At 72.6% G+C, this 22,084-nt stretch carries 19 protein-coding genes; 12 read left to right on the top strand and 7 right to left on the bottom strand.

Going from position 1 to position 22,084, the window contains the following annotated elements:
• Positions 1–13: 13 nt before the first annotated feature.
• Positions 14–1,075, bottom strand: a complete 1,062-nt coding sequence (locus CKY47_RS28950) for an acyl-CoA dehydrogenase family protein (RefSeq protein WP_306749490.1) — start codon at positions 1,073–1,075, stop codon at positions 14–16.
• A gap of 337 nt (positions 1,076–1,412) precedes the next feature.
• On the opposite strand from CKY47_RS28950, the gene CKY47_RS28945 reads away from it, so the two are divergent.
• Both CKY47_RS28945 and CKY47_RS28940 read left to right on the top strand, forming a co-directional pair.
• A complete protein-coding gene (locus CKY47_RS28945; RefSeq protein ID WP_306749489.1) occupies positions 1,413–2,405 on the top strand; it encodes a bifunctional lysylphosphatidylglycerol flippase/synthetase MprF in 993 nt (330 codons plus the stop codon).
• Between the two features lie 35 nt (positions 2,406–2,440).
• Positions 2,441–2,671 (top strand): hypothetical protein, encoded by a 231-nt coding sequence (locus tag CKY47_RS28940; RefSeq protein ID WP_306749488.1) that lies wholly within the window; start codon positions 2,441–2,443, stop codon positions 2,669–2,671.
• Between the two features lie 42 nt (positions 2,672–2,713).
• Here the strand turns inward: CKY47_RS28940 and CKY47_RS28935 are convergent, their stop codons facing one another.
• A complete protein-coding gene (locus CKY47_RS28935) occupies positions 2,714–3,454 on the bottom strand; it encodes a 2OG-Fe dioxygenase family protein (RefSeq protein WP_306749487.1) in 741 nt (246 codons plus the stop codon).
• 147 nt (positions 3,455–3,601) lie between these two features.
• On the opposite strand from CKY47_RS28935, the gene CKY47_RS28930 reads away from it, so the two are divergent.
• From CKY47_RS28930 to CKY47_RS28915, 4 genes are read left to right on the top strand one after another with little or no spacing between them, the layout of a single operon-like run.
• Complete coding sequence (locus CKY47_RS28930) at positions 3,602–3,913, top strand: acyl carrier protein (protein WP_306749486.1); 312 nt, start codon at positions 3,602–3,604, stop codon at positions 3,911–3,913.
• Between the two features lie 20 nt (positions 3,914–3,933).
• Positions 3,934–7,872: a type I polyketide synthase gene (locus CKY47_RS28925; protein ID WP_306749485.1), complete on the top strand. Its 3,939-nt coding sequence runs from the start codon at positions 3,934–3,936 to the stop codon at positions 7,870–7,872.
• Positions 7,859–9,514 (top strand): long-chain-fatty-acid--CoA ligase, encoded by a 1,656-nt coding sequence (locus CKY47_RS28920; protein WP_306749484.1) that lies wholly within the window; start codon positions 7,859–7,861, stop codon positions 9,512–9,514. The genes CKY47_RS28925 and CKY47_RS28920 overlap by 14 nt, the downstream gene beginning before the upstream one ends.
• On the top strand, positions 9,514–10,008 hold the full coding sequence (locus tag CKY47_RS28915; protein ID WP_306749483.1) for a nuclear transport factor 2 family protein: 495 nt from the start codon (positions 9,514–9,516) through the stop codon (positions 10,006–10,008). Before CKY47_RS28920 ends, CKY47_RS28915 begins: the two co-directional genes overlap by 1 nt.
• On the opposite strand, the gene CKY47_RS28910 is transcribed toward CKY47_RS28915, so the two are convergent.
• The 5 genes from CKY47_RS28910 to CKY47_RS28890 all read right to left on the bottom strand — a co-directional run bounded on the left by CKY47_RS28910 (position 9,953) and on the right by CKY47_RS28890 (position 15,794).
• A complete protein-coding gene (locus CKY47_RS28910; RefSeq protein WP_306749482.1) occupies positions 9,953–10,561 on the bottom strand; it encodes a TetR/AcrR family transcriptional regulator in 609 nt (202 codons plus the stop codon). The two genes, CKY47_RS28915 and CKY47_RS28910, sit on opposite strands and share 56 nt — an antisense overlap.
• A gap of 156 nt (positions 10,562–10,717) precedes the next feature.
• The gene (locus tag CKY47_RS28905; RefSeq protein ID WP_306749481.1) at positions 10,718–11,074 is read right to left on the bottom strand and encodes a nuclear transport factor 2 family protein; all 357 of its coding nucleotides are present in this window, start codon (positions 11,072–11,074) and stop codon (positions 10,718–10,720) included.
• Positions 11,075–11,186: 112 nt separating this feature from the next.
• Positions 11,187–12,848 carry a nitrite/sulfite reductase gene (locus CKY47_RS28900; RefSeq protein ID WP_306749480.1) on the bottom strand — a complete coding sequence of 554 codons (1,662 nt, stop codon included), beginning with the start codon at positions 12,846–12,848 and terminating at the stop codon, positions 11,187–11,189.
• 16 nt (positions 12,849–12,864) lie between these two features.
• Positions 12,865–14,088 carry a hypothetical protein gene (locus tag CKY47_RS28895; RefSeq protein WP_306749479.1) on the bottom strand — a complete coding sequence of 408 codons (1,224 nt, stop codon included), beginning with the start codon at positions 14,086–14,088 and terminating at the stop codon, positions 12,865–12,867.
• A 26-nt stretch (positions 14,089–14,114) separates the two neighbouring features.
• The gene (locus CKY47_RS28890; protein WP_306749478.1) at positions 14,115–15,794 is read right to left on the bottom strand and encodes a hypothetical protein; all 1,680 of its coding nucleotides are present in this window, start codon (positions 15,792–15,794) and stop codon (positions 14,115–14,117) included.
• A 327-nt stretch (positions 15,795–16,121) separates the two neighbouring features.
• On the opposite strand from CKY47_RS28890, the gene CKY47_RS28885 reads away from it, so the two are divergent.
• From CKY47_RS28885 to CKY47_RS28860, 6 genes are all read left to right on the top strand, one after another.
• Positions 16,122–16,820, top strand: coding sequence for a phosphoadenylyl-sulfate reductase (locus CKY47_RS28885; RefSeq protein WP_306749477.1), 699 nt, complete (start codon positions 16,122–16,124; stop codon positions 16,818–16,820).
• Positions 16,821–16,916: 96 nt separating this feature from the next.
• Positions 16,917–17,834, top strand: coding sequence for a sulfate adenylyltransferase subunit CysD (cysD, locus tag CKY47_RS28880; protein ID WP_306749476.1), 918 nt, complete (start codon positions 16,917–16,919; stop codon positions 17,832–17,834).
• 2 nt (positions 17,835–17,836) lie between these two features.
• Positions 17,837–19,156 carry a sulfate adenylyltransferase subunit 1 gene (locus CKY47_RS28875; RefSeq protein WP_306749475.1) on the top strand — a complete coding sequence of 440 codons (1,320 nt, stop codon included), beginning with the start codon at positions 17,837–17,839 and terminating at the stop codon, positions 19,154–19,156.
• A 2-nt stretch (positions 19,157–19,158) separates the two neighbouring features.
• Positions 19,159–20,253 carry an ABC transporter substrate-binding protein gene (locus tag CKY47_RS28870; protein ID WP_306749474.1) on the top strand — a complete coding sequence of 365 codons (1,095 nt, stop codon included), beginning with the start codon at positions 19,159–19,161 and terminating at the stop codon, positions 20,251–20,253.
• A gap of 80 nt (positions 20,254–20,333) precedes the next feature.
• Positions 20,334–21,056, top strand: a complete 723-nt coding sequence (locus CKY47_RS28865; protein ID WP_306749473.1) for an ABC transporter ATP-binding protein — start codon at positions 20,334–20,336, stop codon at positions 21,054–21,056.
• Positions 21,043–21,984, top strand: coding sequence for an ABC transporter permease (locus CKY47_RS28860; protein WP_306749472.1), 942 nt, complete (start codon positions 21,043–21,045; stop codon positions 21,982–21,984). The genes CKY47_RS28865 and CKY47_RS28860 overlap by 14 nt, the downstream gene beginning before the upstream one ends.
• The last annotated feature ends 100 nt before the right edge of the window (positions 21,985–22,084 follow it).

Here is a 22,084-nt window from a genome sequence, read left to right as displayed (position 1 = left end):
TGGTCTGCGGTGATCAGGACAGGTGGAGCGGGTTGCCGGCGAAGTAGTCGGCCAACTGCGCCGCCACGCTGCCGCGCGAAGGCGGGTGGAACGCCAGCGCGTGCACCGCGGACGCGAGGTAGGCCACCTCCGGCGAGCGGATGAACGCGATGCCGCCGAGCATCTCCACGGCCTGCGCCACCGTGCTGGAGAGCAGGTCCTGCGACGCGTACCGGGCCACCAGCACCTTCGCCACGGCCTCGTCGTCGGTCACGCCGTCCTCCAGGGCGCGGGCCGCGCCCTCGACCAGGTCGACGGCCGCCTCCATGCGGACCGCGAGCGCGCCGCGGTCGCTGTCGCTGCCGCGCTTGCGCGACAGCACGGTGTCCACCAGGGACGAGGCCGCGCCGACGTAGGCGGCCGACGTCAGCAGCTCGAACCAGGTGAACCCGGCCCGCTGGAGGTCGTCCAGGCTCTGCTGGTCCTCCAGCGTGCTGCGGATGACCATGCTCCGCGGCACGTGCACGTCGGTCAGCCGGACCTCGTGGCTCTGCGAGGCGGCCAGGATCGGCGTGGTCCAGAACGGCGCGACGTCGATGCCGGGCGAGTCGGCCCGGATCAGCAGCAGCGCCAGGCCGGACCAGCCGTCGGAGTCGGTGAGGTTGACGCTGGCCGTGAGCACGTCCATCGACAGCGACAGGCTGCACGGCTTCTTCGAGCCGTTGACCCGGTAGCCGTCCTCGACCGGTTCGGCGACGACGGCCGGGGCGAGGATGTTCTGGTCGGTGCGGCCCTCGGCCCAGCCGGACGCCAGCAGCAGCCGGTCGCCCGCCACCGAGGACAGCAGCGCGAACTGCGTGGCGGTGAGCCGCTCCGCGGTCTGCGCGAGGCTGAACAGCATCGCCACGGTGAAGTGGTGCATGACCGTGGCGACGCCGAGGGACGGGGACACGGAGGCCAGGCCGCGCTGCACCCTGGTCGCCTCCAGCGGTCCGGCCGCCGCGCCGCCGTACTGCGAGGGCACCAGCAGACCGGGACCGGAGTGTTTCCGGTACATCTCGACCACCGGGCTGTCGGCGGCCTCCCGCTCTGTCATCGGCAAGCTCTCCAGAGTGCCGAGCAGTCCGGGGTGGAAGCGCTCACAGGCCTCCCGTGCGGTTTCCAGAGAACGCATTGCCGTGCCTTTCACGCGAGAGGGCCGAATAGGCGACGCAATGGTGCGCCAAGGGCGCTGCACGTCTCGCGACCCAGCCTGGCAGCCTGGCGCTGACCTGACCCTGACACCGTTCTGACCTGCTTTGACGGTCAATGGGGGAGGTGGCTGCTGACCGCGTGCTGACTGCGCGCGATCAGCTCTTGCGGTGGCGCGGAACTCGTGCGATAAACGAGGCGAACGCAGCTGACGACCGCCACGGGCGAGTTTGGATGCCGTCATGACAGAAGTGTCAGTGGAATCGGACGTGGTGGACACGATTCGGCGGTACGCCGATTCGGGCAATCCCAGCGCCTATTTCGCGTTCAACACCGGCAACGAGCACTTCCGGCTGCCCGGGGTGCCCGGCCTCATCGTGTACCGGCCGGTCGGCCGGTACCTGGTGCAGTTCGGCGGCCCGTTCGCGCCGCCGGACGCCGCGGGCGCGCTGCTGCGCGGGTTCGTCGCGCTCGCCGCCGAGCAGGGTCGGGAGATCGTCGCCGTCCAGCTCCAGGGCGCGGACGCGGGGCCGTACCTGGCGGAGGGCTTCACGATCAACCAGATGGGCGCCTCCTACGCGGTGGACCTGGACACCTTCTCTTTGGCGGGCACGAGGTTCATGCGCCTGCGCAACAAGATCTCCCGGGCGATCCGCACCGGCCTGGAGGTCCGCGAGGCCCCCTACGAGGAGTGGGCGGACCAGGTCCGCGCGCTGGACGCGGCCTGGCTCGGCACCAAGGGGCCGGACGTCAAGCCGCTGGAGTTCCTGGTCGGCCAGACCGGCGGGCCGTACCAGCACCTGCGCCGGCTGTTCGTCGCCGAGCGCGAGGGCACCCTCGTCGGGTACGTGTCCTACGCGCCGGTGTACGGACCGCAGGCCGGGTGGATGCACGACCTGAGCCGGCGGCAGCCCGACTCGCCGCCGGGTGTGATGGAGGCGATCAACAAGGCCGCCCTGGACACCTTCCGCGAGGAGGGCGTGAAGTGGCTGCACTTCGGCTTCACCCCGTTCACCTCGCTGGACGCGCCGAGGTTGCCGGGCTACAGCAAGGCCTTCCACTGGTTCATCAACCACCTGTGGGAGCACGGCGAGCACATCTACCCGTCGCGGACCCAGTTGGCCTACAAGGAGAAGTGGGCGCCGAGCCTGGTGCTGCCCGAGTACCTCGCGTTCCAGCACGGCGCGAGCCTGCCCGCGCTGGTGCACGTCTTCCGGGCGTGCAACGCCATCTGACGCCGCCGTCCGACCGCGCCACCGAAGGGGTGCCGATGCTTGAGCAGCAGATCGGGGAACAGGGCCTGCGGGTCGTGGAGTCGTTCACCGCGTGCGGGGCCGCGCCGGACGACCTGGACGTCGCCCGGGCCGCCGACGAGGCGTTGGCGCGGTTGGAGGTCCTGCTCGCCGAAGCCGAAGCCGAAGCCGGCTCGGACCTCGGGACCGACGCCGGGACCGCGGCCGAGCCCGGTGGGACGCCCGACCGGACCGGCTCCCTGCGGTAGCCGATCCGGTCGCACCGCCCGCCGGCCGCGCCGGCGGGCGGTTCAGTCGTCCTCGCCGAGCGTCGGGTCGCAGCGGTAACCCATGATCAGCACGTCCCTGACCGCCGGGGTGCTGTCGTCCACGACGGTGATCGGCGTGACCGCGTGCAGGATCATCTCGTCGGCCCAGAACATCGTGTCCATGGTGTTCTGGAGCTGGAACTCCGCGACCAGTTCCCGGTCCTTCGTGTAGACCTGCGAAAAACCGCCGGACGCGTTCGTCCGGGACATCAGGTGGATCGCGCCGAAGTGGACCTCGTCGCGGTGCGGGCCCTCCGGCGTCGGCTCGCCGAGTTCCTCGGACCGACCGATGATGCGGAACTGGTGGCACTGCACGTCCCACGGCTGGTGCAATTGTTCCGGCTCCACCGGGAAGTGCTCGAAGTTCCACCGGATCAACGCCTGGAGCAGTGGGTTCTGCACGGTGGTCGCGGTCAACGGGGGCACCGAGCGCTCGATACCGCCGCCGTAGTCGTTCACCTCGGCCGACTGGAAGTAGGGCCGGTGCGGCCGCAGTCGGACCGAGTCGGTGGCGGGCACGTAGCGAAAGCGGTCGTAGCGCCGCTCCCGGAATCGGGCGCCGTTCTTGAGGTACTGGTCCACTTCGAGGTTCTCCCACTCCTTGGCCAGGTCGGCCTCGAAGCGGCGGAGTTCCGGGTCGATCGTCAACTCGGCCGCGGGTACCCGGGCGTAACCCCTGGTCCGCAGCTCTTCACGGGCATTGGGCACCGCTCTGTCCTCCATCCGGGGCTGATCCCACCTCGACGATCCCAAAATGCGCCTGACAGCGAACTGACACGTCCGCGACCGGTTCGGGGTGTCAGCGGGTAGTCAGCCGGAGGTCACGTCGCGGTGATTTACTCGAAGCGCCAGCCGAAGGGGACGGATGCGATGACCGCGGTGCTCGAAAAATTGCAATCGCTGTCCAGGGCGGAACGGCTCGCCGAACTCGAAACCGTAATAGTGGCGGAGTTCAAGGCGGCGTTGCTGATGGACGAGGACGACGAACTGCCGTTGACCGACAGCTTCTTCGACCTGGGCTTGACCTCATTGGGCCTGATGGACGTCCGCGAACGCCTGGAGGAACTCCTCGGCCGCGGCATCGGCAGCACGATGCTGTTCAACAGCCCCACCGTGGAGCTGTTGCTGGACTACTTGACCACCGACGTGCTCACCGAGTTGTTCCCGGCGCGTCGACAGTGACCGGACAGGAGACGCCGGCCATGCCGGACGAGGATGTCGCGACGATCCGGGCGGAGCTGCTGGCCGCCTACGAGACCATCCAGCAGCAGCAGCGCAGCCTGGAGAAGATCGTCCTGGAACGGCTCGAACCGATCGCCGTCGTCGGCACGGGGCTGCGCTTCCCCGGCGGCAACGACACCCTCGACGGCTTCGAGGAGTTCCTGCGCGCGGGCGGCTCGGGCATCGGTCCGCTGCCCCGCGAGCGCTGGGACGTCGCCGACCAGGACGTCGAGGGGCGCATCGGCACGGTGGCGGGCGGCTTCCTCGACCGGGTCGACGAGTTCGACGCCCAGTTCTTCAACATCCCGCCCAAGAGCGCGCCGTACGTCGACCCGCAGCAGCGGCTGCTGCTGGAGACCGCGTGGGAGGCGTTGGAGAACGCCAACATCGACCCCACGGCGCTCCGGCACGGCAACGGCGCGGTGTACGTCGGCGCGTCACCGCTGGACTTCGCGCTCGGCCTGGGCACCCTCGGGGCGGACCAGCTCGACGGCGCCATGGCCACCGGCCTCGGCGCCTACTCGCTGTCGGGCCGGCTGTCCTACTTCCTCGGCTGGCGCGGCCCCAGCCTGACCGCGGACACCGCGTGCGCGTCGTCGCTGACGGCGCTGCACCTGGCCGTGGAGGGCCTGCGCCGCCACGAGAGCGACATCGCGCTGTGCGGCGCGGTCAACGCGCTGCACGACCCGCGCTCGTTCATCATCCTGTCCAAGGGGCGGATGCTGTCGCCCGACGGCCGCTGCAAGTCCTTCGACGACGCCGCCGACGGGTACGCCCGCGCCGAGGGCTGCGGCGTGCTGGTCCTCAAGCGGCTGTCCGACGCGTGGCAGGACGGCGACACGGTGCTCGCCATCGTGCGCGGCACCGCCATCGGCCAGGACGGCGAGAGCGCGGGCCTCACCGCGCCCAACGGCGTGGCCCAGGAAGCGGTCATGCGCACGGCGCTGGCGAACAGCAGGCTCGAACCGGCCGACATCCAGTACGTCGAGGCGCACGGCACCGGCACGCCGCTGGGCGACCCGATCGAGATGGGCTCGATCCACGGCGTCTTCGGCGGTTCCCGGTCCCACGACGACAGGCTGACCGTCGGCTCGCTCAAGTCGAACATCGGCCACATGGAGCCGGCCGCGGGCGTCGGCGCGGTCATCAAAGTGATCCTGCAACTGCGCGCCGGCGTGTTCTACCCGAGCCTGATCGACGCGCCGTCCGGCCGCATCCCGTGGCACGACTACTCGGTGACGGTGCCGACCGAGTGCCGCCCGTGGGAGGCGCCGGTCCGCCGCGCGACCGTGAACGGGTTCGGCGTCACCGGCGCGATCGGCGTCGCGGTGCTGGAGGAGGCACCCCAGCCGCCCGCCCCCGAGGTGCCGCCGCGGGACCTGCCGCGCGACGCCGGGCACGTGTTCACCCTGTCGGCGAAGAGCGAGACGGCGTTGCGCCGGCAGATCGAGCGGTACCGGCGGTTCGTCGCCGAGCACCCGGACCTCGACCTGGCCGACCTGTGCCACACCGCCAACACCGGCCGGGCCCACTTCCGGCACCGCGTCGCGGGCGAGGTGCGCACGCACGCCGAGCTGACCGCGCTGCTGGACCGCGAGGCCGCCAACCCCGGCGTGCGCCCGCGCGGGTCGTTCCGCCGGGTCGCGTTCCTGTTCACCGGTTCCGGCTCGCAGCACGTCGGCATGGGCGAGGTGCTCTACGAGCGGTACCCGGGGTTCCGCGCCCGGGTCGACGAGTGCGACGCGCTGTTCCGGCCGCACCTGGGGCGTTCGATCACCGACCTGATGTTCGGCCGCGCGCCGGACGCCGCGGACGTGATCGCGGAGACCAGGTTCGCGCACGCCGCCCTGTTCACGCTGGAGTACGCGCTCGCGGGGCTGTGGCGCTCGTGGCGGGTCGAGCCCGCGGTGCTGATCGGGCACAGCGTCGGCGAGGTCGTCGCGGCCACGGTCGCGGGCGTGTTCTCCCTGGCCGACGGCGTGGCGTTCCTGGCCACCAGGGCCCGGCTGATCGAGTCGGTGGCGGGCGCGGGCGGGATGGCCGCGGTCGCCGCACCGGTGGACGAGGTCGCCCCCCTGCTGGAGCGGTGGCCCGACCTGGCGGTCGCCGCGGTCAACGCGCCCGACCAGTGCGTGGTCTCCGGCGGCGCGGACTCGCTCGCCGCGGTGGTCGAGGTGCTGCGGGAGCGCGGCGCGGTGGTGAAGCCGCTGCGGGTGTCGAGCGCGTTCCACTCCCCGCTGGTCGCCGGGGTCTCCGACGAGCTGCGGGAGTTCCTGGAGGGCGTGGAGTTCCACGAGCCGGAGCTGACGGTCATCTCGAACGAGACCGGCGCGCCCGCGTCCGCGGACGAGATCACCACGCCCGGGTACTGGGTCCGGCACGTCAACGACACCGTGCGCTTCGCGGCGGGCGTGGCCGCGATCGCCGAGCGCGGCCGGCACGTGATGCTGGAGGTCGGGCCCGCCGGGGTGCTGACCGCGCTGGCGCGCCAGTGCGTGCCCGAGGACGACCACCGGTGGCTCGCCTCGCTCAGCCCCCGCGACGCGGACGCGCGGACCATCCGCGAGACGTTGGCGCACCTGTACGTGGCCGGGGTCGACGTCGCGTGGGCCGCCGTCCACGAGGGGCGGCAGCGGCAGCGGGTCGCGCTGCCGACCTACGCCTTCGACCGCCGCCGGTACGGGTTGCCGAGGCGGGCGGCGGACCTCGACGCGGCCGGGCACCCGCTGCTCGGCCGGGCCGTGCCGGCCGAGGCGCCGGCACGGGAGTTCGCGAGCCGGATCAGCGCGCGCCGACCGGCGTACCTGGCCGACCACCGGGTGGGCGGGAAGGCCTTCCTGCCGGCCGCGGCGCACGTCGAGGTCCTGCTCGCGCTGGCCGACGAGCTGCACGGCGACGCCGGCCGCCCGATCGAGGACGTCCGCTTCCACGAGGCCGTGTTCCTGACCGACCGCCCCACCGGGCTGCGCACCAGGGCGACGCCCGGCGCGGACGGCCGGTGGCGGGTCGACGTGCACAGCCGGCACGACGGCGAACCCGGTGAACGCCGGTGCGCGTCCGCCGTGCTGGGCGCCCCGGACGTGCCCGCCCTGACCGACACCGGCCGCGAGCTGCTGCGCCGCCTGGACGACCTCGGCGAGCCGGACCAGGTGCTGGGCGCGGACGAGGTGCGCGCCGCCTACGCCCGCGCGGGCCTGGACTACGGCCCGGAGTTCAGCCGGGCGAGGGCGGTGCGCCGGCACGGCGCGGACCTCGCGGTCTGCGAGCTGTCCGGCGAGGGCCTGTCCACCGCCGAGCACCTGCCGCCGCCGCTGATGGACGGGGTGACGCACGGCCTCGCGGCGTTCGTGGACGACGGCGAGAGCTACGTGGCCACCGGGATCGCGCGGGTGCGCGTGTTCAAGAAGCCGCGGGCGCGGCTGCTGCGCTCGGTGCTGCGGATCACCAGGCCGGAGCGCGGCCCGGCGTTCACGCTGGACGCCGTCCTGCTGGAGGACGGGACGCCGGTGCTGGAGCTGTCCGGCATGGCGTTCGTGCGGCTGTCCCGCGCCCCGTCCGCACCGGCCGCCGGACCGGCAGCCGCCGGTGACGCCGCGAACGGCAACGGGAACGGCGCGAACGGGAACGGGCAGGTCCCGCCCACGCCCGTCGCCGACGTCATCCGCCGCACCCTGGCGGACCTGCTGTCCATGGACGAGGCGGACGGGGTCGACGGCGACACCACGTTCCTCGAACTCGGGGTGGACTCGTTGGTGGTCGTGGACCTCAAGGACCGCCTCCAGTCACGGCTCGGCCTGACGCTGCCGCTGTCCGCGGTGCTCGAACGGCCGACGGTCGACCAGCTCGCCACTTTCCTCGACCACCAACTCGCGGGCGACCCGGTCGGGTCCCGCACCGGAGGTGATGATGACCGGGGTTGAGATCACCGGGATCGACGAGCACGCCCACGCCGGGCACGAGCCGGACGAGCAGACGCTGACCGCGAGGTCCGCGCTGCACGCCGCGCTGCGGCCCGACGCCGTGGCGGTGGTCTGCGAGGACCGCTCGCTGACGTTCGGGCAGCTGCACGCGGAGAGCAACCGCACGGCCCACGCCCTGCTGGCCGAGGGCCTGGCGCCCGGCACGCGGGTCGGCTACCTGGGCATGGAGTCCGAGCACTACTTCGACATCGCCCTGGGCTGCGCGAAGAGCGGCACCGTGCTCGTGCCGATCAACTGGCGGCTCACGCCCCGCGAGATCGACCACGCGCTGCGCGACTCGCGCGCCGAGCTGCTGTTCGTGGAGAGCGCCTTCCAGGACGTGGTGGGACGGCTGCGCGCCGCGCTGCCCGCCCTGCGGACGGTGATCACGCTGGACAGCCCGACGCACGTGGCGGGCGGCCTGCTGGAGTGGAAGGCCGGCCGGTCGGACACCGACCTGTCGCCGGGCACCGGCCGGGACGACGCGGTCGCCCAGCTCTACACCAGCGGCACCACCGGCCTGCCCAAGGGCGTGGTGCTGCCGCACCGGACGTTCTTCACGTTCATCGCGGACATGCGGCGGCACGGCGTCGACTGGATCGACTGGCAGCCGACCGACCGGGGGCTGAGCTGCTTCCCGGCGCTGCACACCGCGGGCTTCGGCTGGTTCTTCCACTCGTTCAACGTCGGCGCGACCACGGTGATCATGCGCCGGTTCATCGCCGACGAGGCCGCGCGGATCATCGAGCGCGAGCGGATCACCATGCTGTGGGTGGCCCCGGCGATGATGCGCATGATGATCACCGAGCGGGGGGTGACCAGCGAGACGTTCGCCTCGCTGCGCAAGGTGGTCTACAGCGGCTCGCCGATCGACCGGGAACTGCTGCTGACCTGCCTGGAGGTCATGGGCTGCGAGCTGGTCCAGGGCTACTCGTCGGCCGAGGCGGGCAGCTTCGTGACCTGCCTGCCGCCCGCGGCGCACACGTCGGACAGCACCGTGCTCGGCTCGGCCGGCCTGGTCTGCCCCGGCAACGAGGTGCGGATCGTCGACGAGGACGGCACGCCGCTGCCCGCGGGGCAGCTCGGCCGGGTCCTGGTGCGCAGCCCCGGCCACTTCATCGAGTACTGGCGGCAGCCCAAGGCCACCGCCGACGCGCTGGTGGGGGACTGGCTGCGGATGGGCGACCTCGGGTACCTGGACGAGAACGGCTACCTGTTCCTGGTCGACCGGGTCAACGACACCATCATCGTGGCGGGCCAGAACATCTACCCGGCCGAGGTGGAGGCCGTCCTGCGGGACCACCCGGACATCGTGGAGGTCGCGGTGTTCGGCGTGCCCGACCCGCACTGGGGCGAGGCCGTGCGCGCCGCCGTGGTCTTCCGCCCGGACGGCGCCGTGCCGCCGCGCGAGCTGGTCCGCTTCCTGCGCGGCAAGATCGCCGACTTCAAGATCCCCACCGGGTTCGTGACCGTGGACGCCCTGCCGCGCAACCCCACCGGCAAGCTCCTGCGCCGGGTCCTGCGCGAGCAGCACGGGACCGGGCCGAGCGCACCGCAACGGCAGACGACCGGCCTCACCGACTCCCCGCGGAGGACACCGTGATGCTCGATCCCGAAGAGTTCGCCGACCGGTACGTGGCGCTGTGGAACGAGGTCGACCCCGACCGCCGCCGCCAGGGCGTGCTGGAGCTGTACGCGCCGGACGCCACCTACGTGTTCTACCGCCGCGACCCGGTGATCGGCCACGAGGCGATCATCGCCCAGCTGGCCTACACCCACGAGATCTACGACCCGATGGGATACGTTTTCCGCTCGGCGCACAACGCGGTCGGCCACCACAACCTGATCCGGTTGAACTGGATGATGGTGCTGGCCTCGACCGGTGAGACGGAAATGCGCGGCGAGGACCTGCTGGTGCTCGACGACGACGGGCGAATCCTCTCGGACTACCAGTTCCACGACAAGCTGCCGGAGTCGTTCGTCTACAACGACGGGTACGAGACCCACGGGGTCGCCACCCGGCCGGCCAGGCCCGAGCGGGTCATCCCCTGGCCGCAGCAGCAGCTCCAGCGGTCGCCGGGCACGCCTGCCGGATGATCGCCGCCGCGGTGGGCACCGCGTGCTCCGCCGGGCCCTTCCCGGCGAACGCCGTGCCGTTGACGAGGAGTCCGCCGATGATCAGCAGGAGCGTGTCCGCGAGGCCTTCGGGGTCCTCGGCCCCGGCCTCGCGGCCGTAACTGGCCAGCAGCGCCCGCACGCGTTCCAGGTGCGCCACGGCCGCCAACCGGCCGGGGTGGTCCTCGTCGCGGAACTCGGCGATCGTGTTGTAGAACACGCACCCGTAGAAGTCGTCGGCCAGGACGCTGTCGTGGATGAACTCCACCAGCGCCAGCATCTGCCGGGCCGGGTCGCCCTCGTGGGGCCGCGTCGCCGCGTCGGCGTACTCGCCCCAGGCCTCGTCGGTCTCCCGCAGCCACTCCGCGACCAGGTAGTCCTTGCTGCTGAACTCACGGTAGACCAGGCTCTTGCCGAGACCTGTCTCGTCCACGAGTCGCTGCATGCCGACGGAGCGGACGCCGTGACGGCCGAACAGCCGCGAGGCGACGGCCAGGATCCGCTGCTTGGTGTCGGGGGCTTGCCGGCGCGCCATGTGTGCTCCTCGAATCCGGCTACACACCATCCCTGTGGAGCCAGGTTAACACCGCGCGACGGCTTCGGACCGATCGGTCTGCGTCTTCCCGCCCACAGCGCCGCGGCCGGGCCGCGAGGGGGTCGCCCCCTCGCGGCCCGGCCGCGGCGTGTCGGATCAGCCCTTGACGTAGCCCATGCCCTCGACGATCAACCCGTCGCGCAGGCGCATCAGGTTGACCCCGCGCACGTGGTCCTTCGGGCCCGGGCCCCAGGTGAGCTTCCACCGGATGATGCCCCGGTCACCGGATGCCCAGACCTCCTCGGGCTCGAAGTTCGCGTTGGCGTCCGCCGCGATCGCCGACCAGAACTCCCGGCAGGCGGCCAGCCCCTCGTGCCGCGAACCGTCCGGCGCCGGTCCCGAGTTCTCCAGGACGCAATCCTCGGCGAGCAGTCCCTCCAGCAGGCTCGGGTCGTGCTTCTGGAATGCCGCGTTGAATTGGTTCAGCACCTGCAAGGTCTTGTCGTCGGACATCGGTCTTTCGTACCTCCGTGTCGGCGGTCTGGTAAGTGAAGTAAAGCCACATGCGGCCGCCGGTGCCACTTCCATCGGCGGCCGTATCAGTGCCGTGTCAGAATTCGGCCGTTCAGCGCAACCGGTCCTCGGGCGCCCGCGCGACCCACTCGGTGAACGACTCGGACCCGTCGACCCGGTCGTCGAGGTAGCGCAGGCTCAACCGCTCGACGTAGGCGGGCAGCTCGGCCGCCGTGGTCTTCAGGCCCCGCAGCTTGCGGCCGAAGCCGCCGCCCTGGTTCTCCGCCATGCCCAGGCCGCCGCCCAGGTGCACCTGGAAGCCCTCCACCTGGGCGCCGTCGGCGTCGGTGACCAACATGCCCTTGAGGCCGATGTCGGCGACCTGGGCGCGGGCGCAGGAGTTGGGGCAGCCGTTGAGGTTGATGCTCAGCGGCACCGGCCGGTCGCCGAGCCGTTCCTCCAGCTCCGCCACCAGGGTCGCGGCCCGCTGCTTGGTGTCCACCACGGCGAGCTTGCAGAACTCGATGCCGGTGCACGCCATCGTGTTGCGCCGCCACGGCGACGGCTCGGCCTCCAGGCCGATCGCCCGCAGCTCGCGCACCAGCGGTGCGGGGTCGGCGACGTCGAGCACCAGCAGCTTCTGGTACGCCGTGAGCCGGACGCGCCCGGAACCGTGCGCCTCCGCGAGGTCCGCGAGCCGGGTCAGCTGCTTGCCCGACACCCGCCCGACCACCGGCGCCACGCCGACGTAGTGCCGACCGTCCCGCTGCCGGTGCACGCCGATGTGGTCGATCGGCGCCGCGGGCAGCGCGGGCGGTGGGCCGTCGAGCAGCGGGCGGCCCAGGAACTCCTCCTCCAGCACGGCCCGGAACCGCTCCACGCCCCAGTCCGCGACCAGGAACTTCAGCCGCGCCCGGTGCCGCAGCCGCCGGTACCCGTAGTCCCGGAACAGCCGCGTGATCGCCAGCCACACGTCCGGCACCTCGGCGAGCGGCACCCACGCGCCCAGCCGCTGGGCGAGCATGGGCGCGGTGGACAGGCCGCCGCCCACCCGGACGTCGAAGCCCGGCCCGTGCTCCGGGTGCACCGCACCGAGGAACGCCACGTCGTTGGCCTCGTAGGGCACGTCGGCCAGCCACGACACGGTCGACTTGAACTTGCGCGGCAGGTTGGACAGCGAGAGGTCGCCGACGAAGCGGTCGACGATCTCCCGGATGGCCGGGGTCGCGTCCACGACCTCGTCCACCGAGACCCCGGCGACCGGGCTGCCCAGCACCACGCGCGGGCAGTCGCCGCACGCCTCGGTGGTGGACAGGCCGACCTCCTCCAGCCGCCGCCAGATCTCCGGCACGTCCTCGATGCGCACCCAGTGCAGCTGGATGTTCTGCCGGTCGGTGATGTCCGCGGTGTCGCGGGCGTACCGGGTCGAGATGTCCGCGATCGCGCGCAGCTGGGCCAGGTCGAGCTGACCGCCGTCGCTGCGCACGCGCATCATGAAGTACTCGTCGTCCAGCTCCTCCGGCGCCAGCACACCGGTGCGGCCGCCGTCGATCCCCGGCTTGCGCTGGGTGTACAGGCCCCACCAGCGGAACCGGCCGCGCAGGTCGTCCGGGTGGATGGCCGCGAACCCCTCCCGCGCGTAGACCCGCTCGATCCGCTCGCGCACCAGCAGCGGGTTCTCGTCGGCCTTCATCTTCTCGTTGGAGTTGAGCGCTTCGCGCTGTCCCAGCGCCCATTGGCCCTGCGACCTGGTGGGTGTCGACGTGTCGGTCATGGTGGGGTGGCCCCTCTCACCTCTCGGGCAGCGGCCCGGTCACCGGGATGATCAGGCCGCCGGGCAACCAGTCGGGGGTCGAACCGTGTTCGTGCGCGGTCGCGCCGCCCATGCCGGGCATGTAGGGCGCCGCCGCGACCGCGTAGAGGCGCACCGGGTCCGCCGCGACCGACCGGCCGCGCGCCTGGTGCCAGGCCAGGTAGCCGGCCGCGCTCGGCGCCTCGCCGGGCACCCGGTCGGCCAGCGCGGCCAGGTAGTCGGTGGCCGCCGGGTCGCGCGGCGGGTACCGCAGCGGGATCTGCTGGCCGCTGGCCCGCCGCAGCAGGGCGGAGGAGAGCAGCCACGGCGCCAGGTAGGTGCTCTGCGCCACGACCGCGCCCGTGTCCACGTCGCGCACGACGGCCTCCGCGCCCGCCCAGCCGGCGACGACGACGAGCGGTCGGTTCGTGCCGTCCGGCGCGGTGGCGGAGAGCCCCGCGCGCTGCGCCGCCGAACGCACCTCGGCGGCGGCCGCGACACCGCGCGGCGAGTCGTCGGACACCAGCGCGATGCTCCGCTCGCCGCGGCCCGCCAGGAAGTCCACCGTCGTGCGCAGCGCCTCGGCGTCCGCCTCGGACAGGCCGTCGGACGGGCAGGCGCCCGGCACGGCGTCACCGTCGGCGAGCAGCGCGCCCACGACGGCACTGGCGCACTCGGGGCCGTCCGGGCCGCGCAGCGCCTCCTGGGCGGTGGCGGCGTCGGCGCCGGTGTCGACGTCCAGCGCGCCGGTCGCCCCGCCCGCCGACACCCAGAGCTTGCTGGGGCCCGCCGGGAGGTCGACCCCGACCCAGGTGTGCGCGCTGCCCGGGCGCCGCTCGCCCGCGGTGAGGCGGTCGCGGTCGGTGCCCGCGCCCGCGTCCGGCGCGCCGACCGCGACGAGGTTGAACCCCGGCCGGTTCGGCACCACGAGCACCGGCACCTGCTGCTCGCCCAGCGCGAGCGCGTCGAGCCGGGGCGCGCCGGCGTCGGGGAACAGCCCCGAGTCGTCGGCCCGGGTGACGCTGACCAGCAGGGAGGCGGTCGTCACCGCCAGCGAGGCCGCCAGCGCGGCGACGAACCGCCCGCGGGGCAGCTCGCGGCCGAGCAGGACGACGCCCGCGGCGGCGACGGCCGCGAGGCCGGCGACGATCATCGCGATGACCGCCGCCTTGTCCCCGGCCGCCACCGACCGGTCCAGGTGCCCGTGCTGAGCGATCAGCACGGACACCTGGGTTGGGACCGGTCCACTCACCTGAGGTTCCCGTCGCTGACCGCGAACAGGACGCCGTGCGGCTGGCTGTCGCCGTAGTCGCCGTGCGGCCACGAGGTGCGGTTGAAGTTCACGCAGGGCTGGCCGGTCCGCTCGTCGCGGAACGACCTGTCCAGGTCCACCTTGCCCGCCCGGCTCAGGTCGAACATGCAGATCCGGTGGTCACCGCCGCCGCCGAAGGAGCCGGCGACGAAGTAGTTGGACAGCGCGAGGCGCTTGACCTGCTGCGTCTCCCGGTACATGCCCCGGTGGTCGCGCTCGAAGTTGTCCATCGCGCCCCAGTGCGGGCCGCCGTCGGTGGTGTCGCGGATCGGCACCACCGCGGTCAGCTCGGGGCAGTCGCGCTCGGAGCCGCCCGCGTAGACCTCGCGCAGCTCGTCGACGCTGCACCGGACCCGGTCGCCCGAGTTCAGCAGCTTGCGGATGTCCAGCACGTAGATCATGCCGGTGGTCTTGTCGAGCGGCTTGCCGTACGGGGTGGACTGGCCCATCACCGCGTGGAACAGGAAGCGGTCGTCCGGGCTGACCGCGAGCCAGCTGGAGTTGTCGCCGCCACCGGTGACCGAGCCGTCCGGGTGGAACTTCTTGTACGCGGTCGTGTCGTCGAAGACCTCGCGCCACTGCGGCGCGGCGGCGGTGATGTCCGGCGTGTAGAAGACCGCGCCGCCGGCCATGGAGGACACGAACGCGCCCTTGTGCCCGGGCCGGTTGGTCATCGCGACCTCCATGACCACGCGCGACTCCTTGAAGAACGCCTTCTCCTCGAGGACGGAGCGCGGGCCGTCGTGCACCTTCGACACCGAGCGCAGCGTCGGGTTGGTGCGGTTGGTGATGTCGAAGACCCGCACGGTCTGCCGGGCCAGCTCCTCGCGCAGCGGCGAGTCCGGCGTCATGAAGTTCCGCGCCTCGGCGAAGTCGCTGGCCACCATCACGTTGAGGTCCTCGCGGACCGCGATGCCGTGCGGGTTGGCGCAGCTGGACTGGGGCAGGGCCGGCACGTTGCCGCACTGCGCCGGGTCCTCGCCCTCCTTGGTCGCCGCCGGGATCTCGGCGAGCGTGCGGCCGTCCTTGCCGATCAGCACGATGTCACCGGGCGAACCGCCCGCACCGTTGCCGATCCGCACCTCGCCGTTGGTGTAGGTGCACGGGCCGGCGACGTTCGGGCCGCCCATGTAGGTCGCGTAGGCGGTGCCGTCGCTGAGCGTCTGGTACGCGTCCGGCAGGGTGCCGCACGGCGTGTCCATCGGCGTGTTCACGCCGACCAGGCGCAGCGCGGGCAGCGCCTTCGAGTCGAAGACGAACGTCGTGTCGGAGATGATGCCGCCGGCGTAGATGTGGTCGCCCTTGTGCCACACGTACTGCATGTGGTGCGGCTCGTTGCCCATGCCGGGGCCGACCGTGACGGTGTTGACGACCTTGCCGTAGGTGCGCGACCGGGGCGTGGCGTCGATGACCGCCAGGAAGTCCGGCGCCGGCTGCTTCGCGGGCCCCGTCCAGGCGAGCAGCCATTGCCGACCGTCGCCCCGGGCCGCCGGGAGGAGGTGGTTGGTGGCGGTGTAGGTGGTTCCGTCGGACCCCTTGAAGCTGGTGGTCCACTTGACCGTGGCGCTGCCGACCGGATTGGCGCCGGTGAGCAGCGCGGCGGCCGTCACAAACACTGAAACAAGCCCCAGCGCCCTCGCTGCCGGGCTTTGTCGGAAATTGAGGAGCTTCACTCTTGTACCCGCTCTTTCGGGAGACGGACGGTGATCCCGCGGTGCCTGGGCATGCGCATTCGCACACCTTCCCGCGGTACTGTCGCAGATAGTCGCTGACTTCCTGCTGATACGCCGTGGTGCGGGCCCGCGCAATGCGAATCAGCGCGCTGTCAGCCCGGTGTCCGCCGGTCCTGCTAATGTCGTCGACACCGGGCACCTTTGTTCGAAAAACGTTCCCCGAACTACCGCTCCATCGCGGGGTTCGGCTGTGGGAGGTGGTTCGGAACAATGACTCGCAGCAGCACTCCCGATCTCGCCGAGTTGGCCGGCCAGGCGGATCGGCGCTTGGCGGAGGCGTCGGCCGAGGAGGTCCTGGAGTGGGCCGCGTCCACTTTCGGCGAGCGGCTGTGCGTCGCCTCGTCGATGGCGGACACGGTGCTCGTGCACCTGGCCTCCAGGGTCGCCCCCGGGATCGACGTGCTCTTCCTGGACACCGGCTACCACTTCGCCGAGACCATCGGCACCCGTGACGCCGTCGCGGACTTCATGGACGTGACCGTCGTCAACATGCTGCCCCTCCAGAGCGTCGCCGAGCAGGACGCGCGGTACGGGCCGCAGCTGCACGACCGCGATCCCGACCTGTGCTGCGCCCTGCGCAAGGTGGAGCCGCTGGACCGGGGGCTCGCGGACTACGACGCCTGGGTCACCGGCCTTCGCCGCGAGGACTCGCCGACGCGCGCCGACACGCCCGTCGTCGGCTGGGACGCCAAGCGGGACATGGTGAAGATCTCGCCGCTGGCCCGGTGGACGCAGTCCGATGTGGACTCGTACGCCGCGGAGCACGGCGTGCTGCTCAACCCGTTGCTGACGGCCGGCTACCCCACCGTCGGCTGCGCGCCCTGCACCCGCCCGGTGCAACCGGGCGAGCACGCCCGCGCGGGCCGGTGGGCCGGCCTGGGCAAGACGGAGTGCGGTCTGCACACCTGACGCCGGGCGCGTCCCGGGAGCACCACGGCCGACAGCCCTCCGGCCGGTCAACATCCCTACCACCACAGAGGACACGGTGTGACGACGGCGGCAGCGGTGAGCGAGTGGACAGACGACCCCTACGCCCTGACCCACCTCGACGCCCTCGAATCCGAGGCGGTCTACATCTTCCGCGAGGTGGCGGGCGAGTTCGAGCGGCCCGTGCTGCTGTTCTCCGGCGGCAAGGACTCCGTGCTGATGCTGCGCCTGGCGCTCAAGGCCTTCGCCCCGGCGCCGCCGCCGCTCACGCTGATGCACGTGGACACCGGGCACAACTTCGCCGAGGTGCTGCACTACCGGGACCGCGTCGTGGCCGAGTGCGGGCTCAAGCTGCACGTCGTCTCGGTGCAGCAGTACATCGACCGCGGCGTGCTGCACGAGAGGCCGGACGGCACCCGCAACCCGCTCCAGACGCTGCCCCTCAACGACGCGATCCGACAGCACCGCTTCGACGCGGTGTTCGGCGGCGGCCGGCGTGACGAGGAGAAGGCGCGGGCCAAGGAACGGGTGTTCTCGCTGCGCGACGAGTTCTCCCAGTGGGACCCGCGGCGGCAGCGCCCGGAGCTGTGGCAGCTCTACAACGGCAGGCACGCGCCGGGCGAGCACGTCCGGGTGTTCCCGCTGTCGAACTGGACCGAGCTGGACGTGTGGCAGTACATCCACCGCGAGCACATCGAGCTGCCGGACCTGTACTACGCCCACCGGCGCGAGGTGTTCCGGCGGGACGGGATGTGGTTGGCGCCGGGCGACTGGGGCGGCCCGCGGGCGGACGAGCCCGTGGAGACCCGGATGGTGCGCTACCGCACGATCGGCGACATGTCGTGCACCGGCGCGGTCGAGTCCGACGCGACCGACCCGGCCGCCGTGATCGCCGAGCTGACCGCGTCCCGGCTGACCGAGCGCGGCGCGACCCGGTTCGACGACCGGTTGTCGGAGTCCGCGATGGAGGACCGCAAACGCGAAGGGTACTTCTAGCCATGGTGACACCCGGCACGACGACGACCACCCTCCTCCGGTTCGCCACCGCGGGCAGCGTGGACGACGGCAAGTCCACCCTGGTGGGGCGGCTGCTGCACGACTCGAAATCGGTGCCGGCGGACCAACTGGCGTCGGTGGACCAGGTCTCCCGCGACCGGGGCGGCGAGGGCATCGACCTGGCGCTGCTGACCGACGGGCTGCGCGACGAGCGCGAGCAGGGCATCACCATCGACGTGGCCTACCGCTACTTCGCCACGCCCCGCCGCCGGTTCATCCTCGCCGACACCCCCGGGCACGTGCAGTACACCCGGAACATGGCCACCGGCGCGTCCACCGCCGAGCTGGCGATCATCCTGGTGGACGCCCGGCACGGCGTGGTCGAGCAGACCCGCAGGCACGCGGCCATCACGGCGCTGCTGCGCGTGCCGCACGTGACGCTCGCGGTGAACAAGATGGACCTCGTCGACTGGTCGGAGCGGAGGTTCCGCGAGATCGCCGACCAGTTCAACGCCTACACCGACACCCTGGGCCTGCCCCGGGTCACCGAGATCCCGATCGCCGCGCTGACCGGCGACAACGTGGTGGAGCCCTCCGCCCGGATGCCGTGGTACGACGGTCCCACCGTGCTGGAGCACCTGGAGTCGGTGCCGGTCAGCCACGACCCGGCGTCGTTCCCCGGCCGGTTCCCGGTGCAGTACGTGATCCGGCCGCGCGGCTCGGCGCACGCCCACTACCGCGGCTACGCGGGCCAGGTGGCGTCCGGCGTGCTGCGGGTCGGCGACCGGGTCACCGTGCTGCCCGCCGGCACCACGTCCACCATCACCGGCATCGACGCCCTGGGCGACAGCGTGCCGGCGGCGTGGGCGAGGCAGTCGGTGACCATCCGGCTGGCGGACGACCTGGACGTGGCGCGCGGCGACCTCATCGCGCCGGCCGACAGCGCGCCGACGCCGACCCGGGCGGTCGACGCGATGGCGTGCCACGTCGCGGCCCGTCCGCTCGCGGTCGGCGACCGGGTGCTGCTGCGGACCACCACCCGCACGGTCAAGGCGATCGTCGAGGGCATCGAGGTGCAGCCGGGCGTGGAGGACGCCGCCAGGTGGGCGGGGGAGGGCGGGCGGCCCGCGGACCGGTTGGCGGTCAACGAGATCGGCCGGCTGGCGCTGCGCACCGCCGAGCCGCTGGCCGTCGACGCCTACGCCGACTGCCGGTCCACCGGCTCGTTCCTGCTGATCGACCCGTCCGACGGCGCCACGCTGACCGCGGGCATGGTCCGGTCCGCGCCGCGGGCCGACGGCCTGCCCGATTGGGGCTGGTGAGGATGGCGGTCACCGCCCTGGCGGCCCGCGCCCGGCACGTCGCCGTGGTGCTCGCCGCGCTGGTGCTGGCCGGCTGCGGCTACGGCTCCCTGCGGGACGCCGATCCCGCCCCGGTCGCGGCGAGCGGTCCGAAGCTGTCCGTCGACGAGGTCCGCATCGGCCACCTGCCCAACGTCACCCACGCGACCCCGCTGGTCGGCGTGCGCGACGGGTTCTTCGCCAAGGAGCTGGGCGGCACCGGGGTGGCGGACGTGGTGTTCAACGCCGGGCCGTCGCTGATCGAGGCGCTGAACGCGAACGCCGTCGACATCGGCTGGATCGGCCCGTCGCCGATCGTCAACGGCTACGCGCGGGCGGGCGGCGAGAACCTGCGGGTGATCTCGGGCTCCGCGTCCGGCGGGGTGCGGCTGGTGGTCCGCCCGGAGATCGCGTCCGCGCAGGACCTCAGGGGCAGGAGGATCGCCTCGCCGCAGCTCGGCAACACCCAGGACGTCGCCCTGCTCACCTGGCTCGCCGAACAGGGGCTGCGGGTCGACGCGCGCAGCGGCCGGGGCGACGTCTCGGTGGTGCGCACCGACAACGCGGAGACGCCCAGCGCCTACCGGACGGGCGCGATCGACGGCGCGTGGGTGCCGGAGCCGACCGCGGCGAAGCTGGTGGCCGAGGGCGGCAAGGTGCTGCTGGAGGAGTCGGACCTGTGGCCGGACGGGGAGTTCGCCACCACGAACGTCGTGGTGTCGCAGCGCTTCCTCGCCGAGCACCGGGACGTCGTGGCCGCCGTGCTGCGCGGCTCCGTCGCGGCCAACGCGTGGATCAACGCCAACCCGGGGCGGGCCAAGGAGTCGGTCAACGGCGCGCTGCGGCGGCTGACCGGCAAGGCGCTGCCCACCGAGGTGATCGACCGCGCCTGGGAATCCGTCGAGTTCACCGACGACCCGCTGGCCTCGACCCTGGAGACCCAGGCCGGGCACGCCGCGGCCGTCGGCCTGATCGAGCCGCCGGACCTGCGCGGCCTGTACGACCTGAGCCTGCTCAACGACGTCCTGCGGGCCGCGGGCAGACCCGCGGTCACCGACTCCGGCCTGGGGGCGAAGTGACCTCGGCGAAGCCGCGTCCGGCGGCCACCGGCGCACCGCCCGCCCCCGCGCCCCCGGCGTACCAGGTCCGGGTGCGGAACGTGTCGAAGTCCTTCCGCACAGGCGACGGGACGACCGCCGTGCTGGACGGCGTCGACCTGGACGTCGAAGCGGGTCAGTTCGTCACGCTGCTCGGCGCGTCCGGCTGCGGCAAGTCCACCCTGCTCAACCTGATCGCGGGGCTGGACCGGCCCTCGGCCGGGACCATCGACACCGGCGGCGACCGGACCGCGCTGATGTTCCAGGAGCACGCGCTGTTCCCGTGGCTCACCGCGGGCCGCAACATCGAGCTGGTGCTGCGGCTGCGCGGGCTGGGCAAGGCGGAGCGCCGGGCCGAGGCGGAGCGCCTGCTGGAGGTCGTCCGGCTCACGGGCGCGCACGGCAAGAGGGTGCACGAGCTGTCGGGCGGGATGCGGCAGCGCGTCGCGCTCGCCCGCGCGCTGGCGCAGGACTGCCGCCTGCTGCTGATGGACGAGCCGTTCGCCGCGCTGGACGCGATCACCCGGGACGTGCTGCACGAGGAGCTGACCCGCCTCTGGCGGGAGACCGGGCTGTCCGTGCTGTTCGTGACGCACAACGTGCGCGAGGCGGTGCGACTGGCCCAGCGGGTGGTGCTGATGTCCTCCCGCCCCGGTCGGATCGCCCGCGAGTGGCGCGTCGACATCCCCCACCCGCGTCGCGGCGAGGACCCCGCGGTGGCGAGCCTGTCGGTCGAGATAACCGAGGTGCTGCGCAGTGAGATCCGACGGCATGGCAGGAACTGACCACCGGGACGGGGGCGGCGTCGACGACCTGGCCCGCCTGGAGGCGGGGCTGGACGCGCTGGAGTCGCGGACCGCGCGGCGGGCACCGCTGGGCGACGTGCTGCGGCGCAAGGTGTTCCCGCCCGTGCTGGCGCTCCTGCTGATCCTGCTCGTCTGGCAGGTCCTGGTCTGGGCGCGGGTCACCGACGACTACAAGCTGCCCGCGCCGCTGGACGTCTGGGCCAGCGCGCGGGAGCTGTGGCTGCGCGGCGAGCTGCTGCACATCGGCTGGACCAGCGTGTCCCGCGGCCTGTCCGGTTTCCTGCTGGCGCTGGCCATCGGCACCCCGCTGGGGCTGCTGGTCGCGCGGGTGGCGCTGATCCGCTCGGCGGTCAGACCGGTGCTGTCCGGGCTCCAGTCGCTGCCCTCCATCGCGTGGGTGCCGCCCGCGGTGATCTGGCTCGGGCTCAACGACACCATGATGTACGCGGTGATCCTCCTGGGCGCGGTGCCGTCGGTCGCCAACGGCCTGATCGCGGGCATCGACCAGATCCCGCCGCTGTACCTGCGCGCGGGCCGGGCGATCGGCATCCGGGGCGTCCACAGCATCCGGCACGTCGTGCTGCCCGCCGCGCTGCCCGCCTACGTGGCCGGGCTCAAGCAGGGCTGGGCGTTCTCGTGGCGCTCGCTGATGGCGGCGGAGATCATCGCCTCCTCGCCCGACCTGGGCGTCGGTCTCGGCCAGCTGCTGGACAACGGCCGCAACAACGCCGACATGGCCGGCATCTTCCTGGCCATCATCCTGATCCTGGTCGTCGGCATCGCCATCGACCTGCTCATCTTCTGCCCCCTGGAACGGGTGGTGCTGCGGAACCGCGGTCTGCTCCAGGAAGGGGAGAACTGCCGGACGACGTGGTTCCGGCGCCCCGGTGGCGGGACCGCGTCGTAGCCCCGTAGCGGTCGGGCACCAGCCGCACCGGCTCCGGCGCGTCGCCCGGCTCGGCCGCCACGACGTCCGCGTCCGCCGCGCCCCGCTCGATGCGGTGGAC

Source organism: Saccharothrix longispora (genome assembly GCF_030852425.1).
Classification (GTDB): domain Bacteria; phylum Actinomycetota; class Actinomycetes; order Mycobacteriales; family Pseudonocardiaceae; genus Actinosynnema; species Actinosynnema longispora.
Note: the sequence above shows the minus strand (reverse complement) of the source record. Positions and strands in the feature narration are given on the sequence as shown.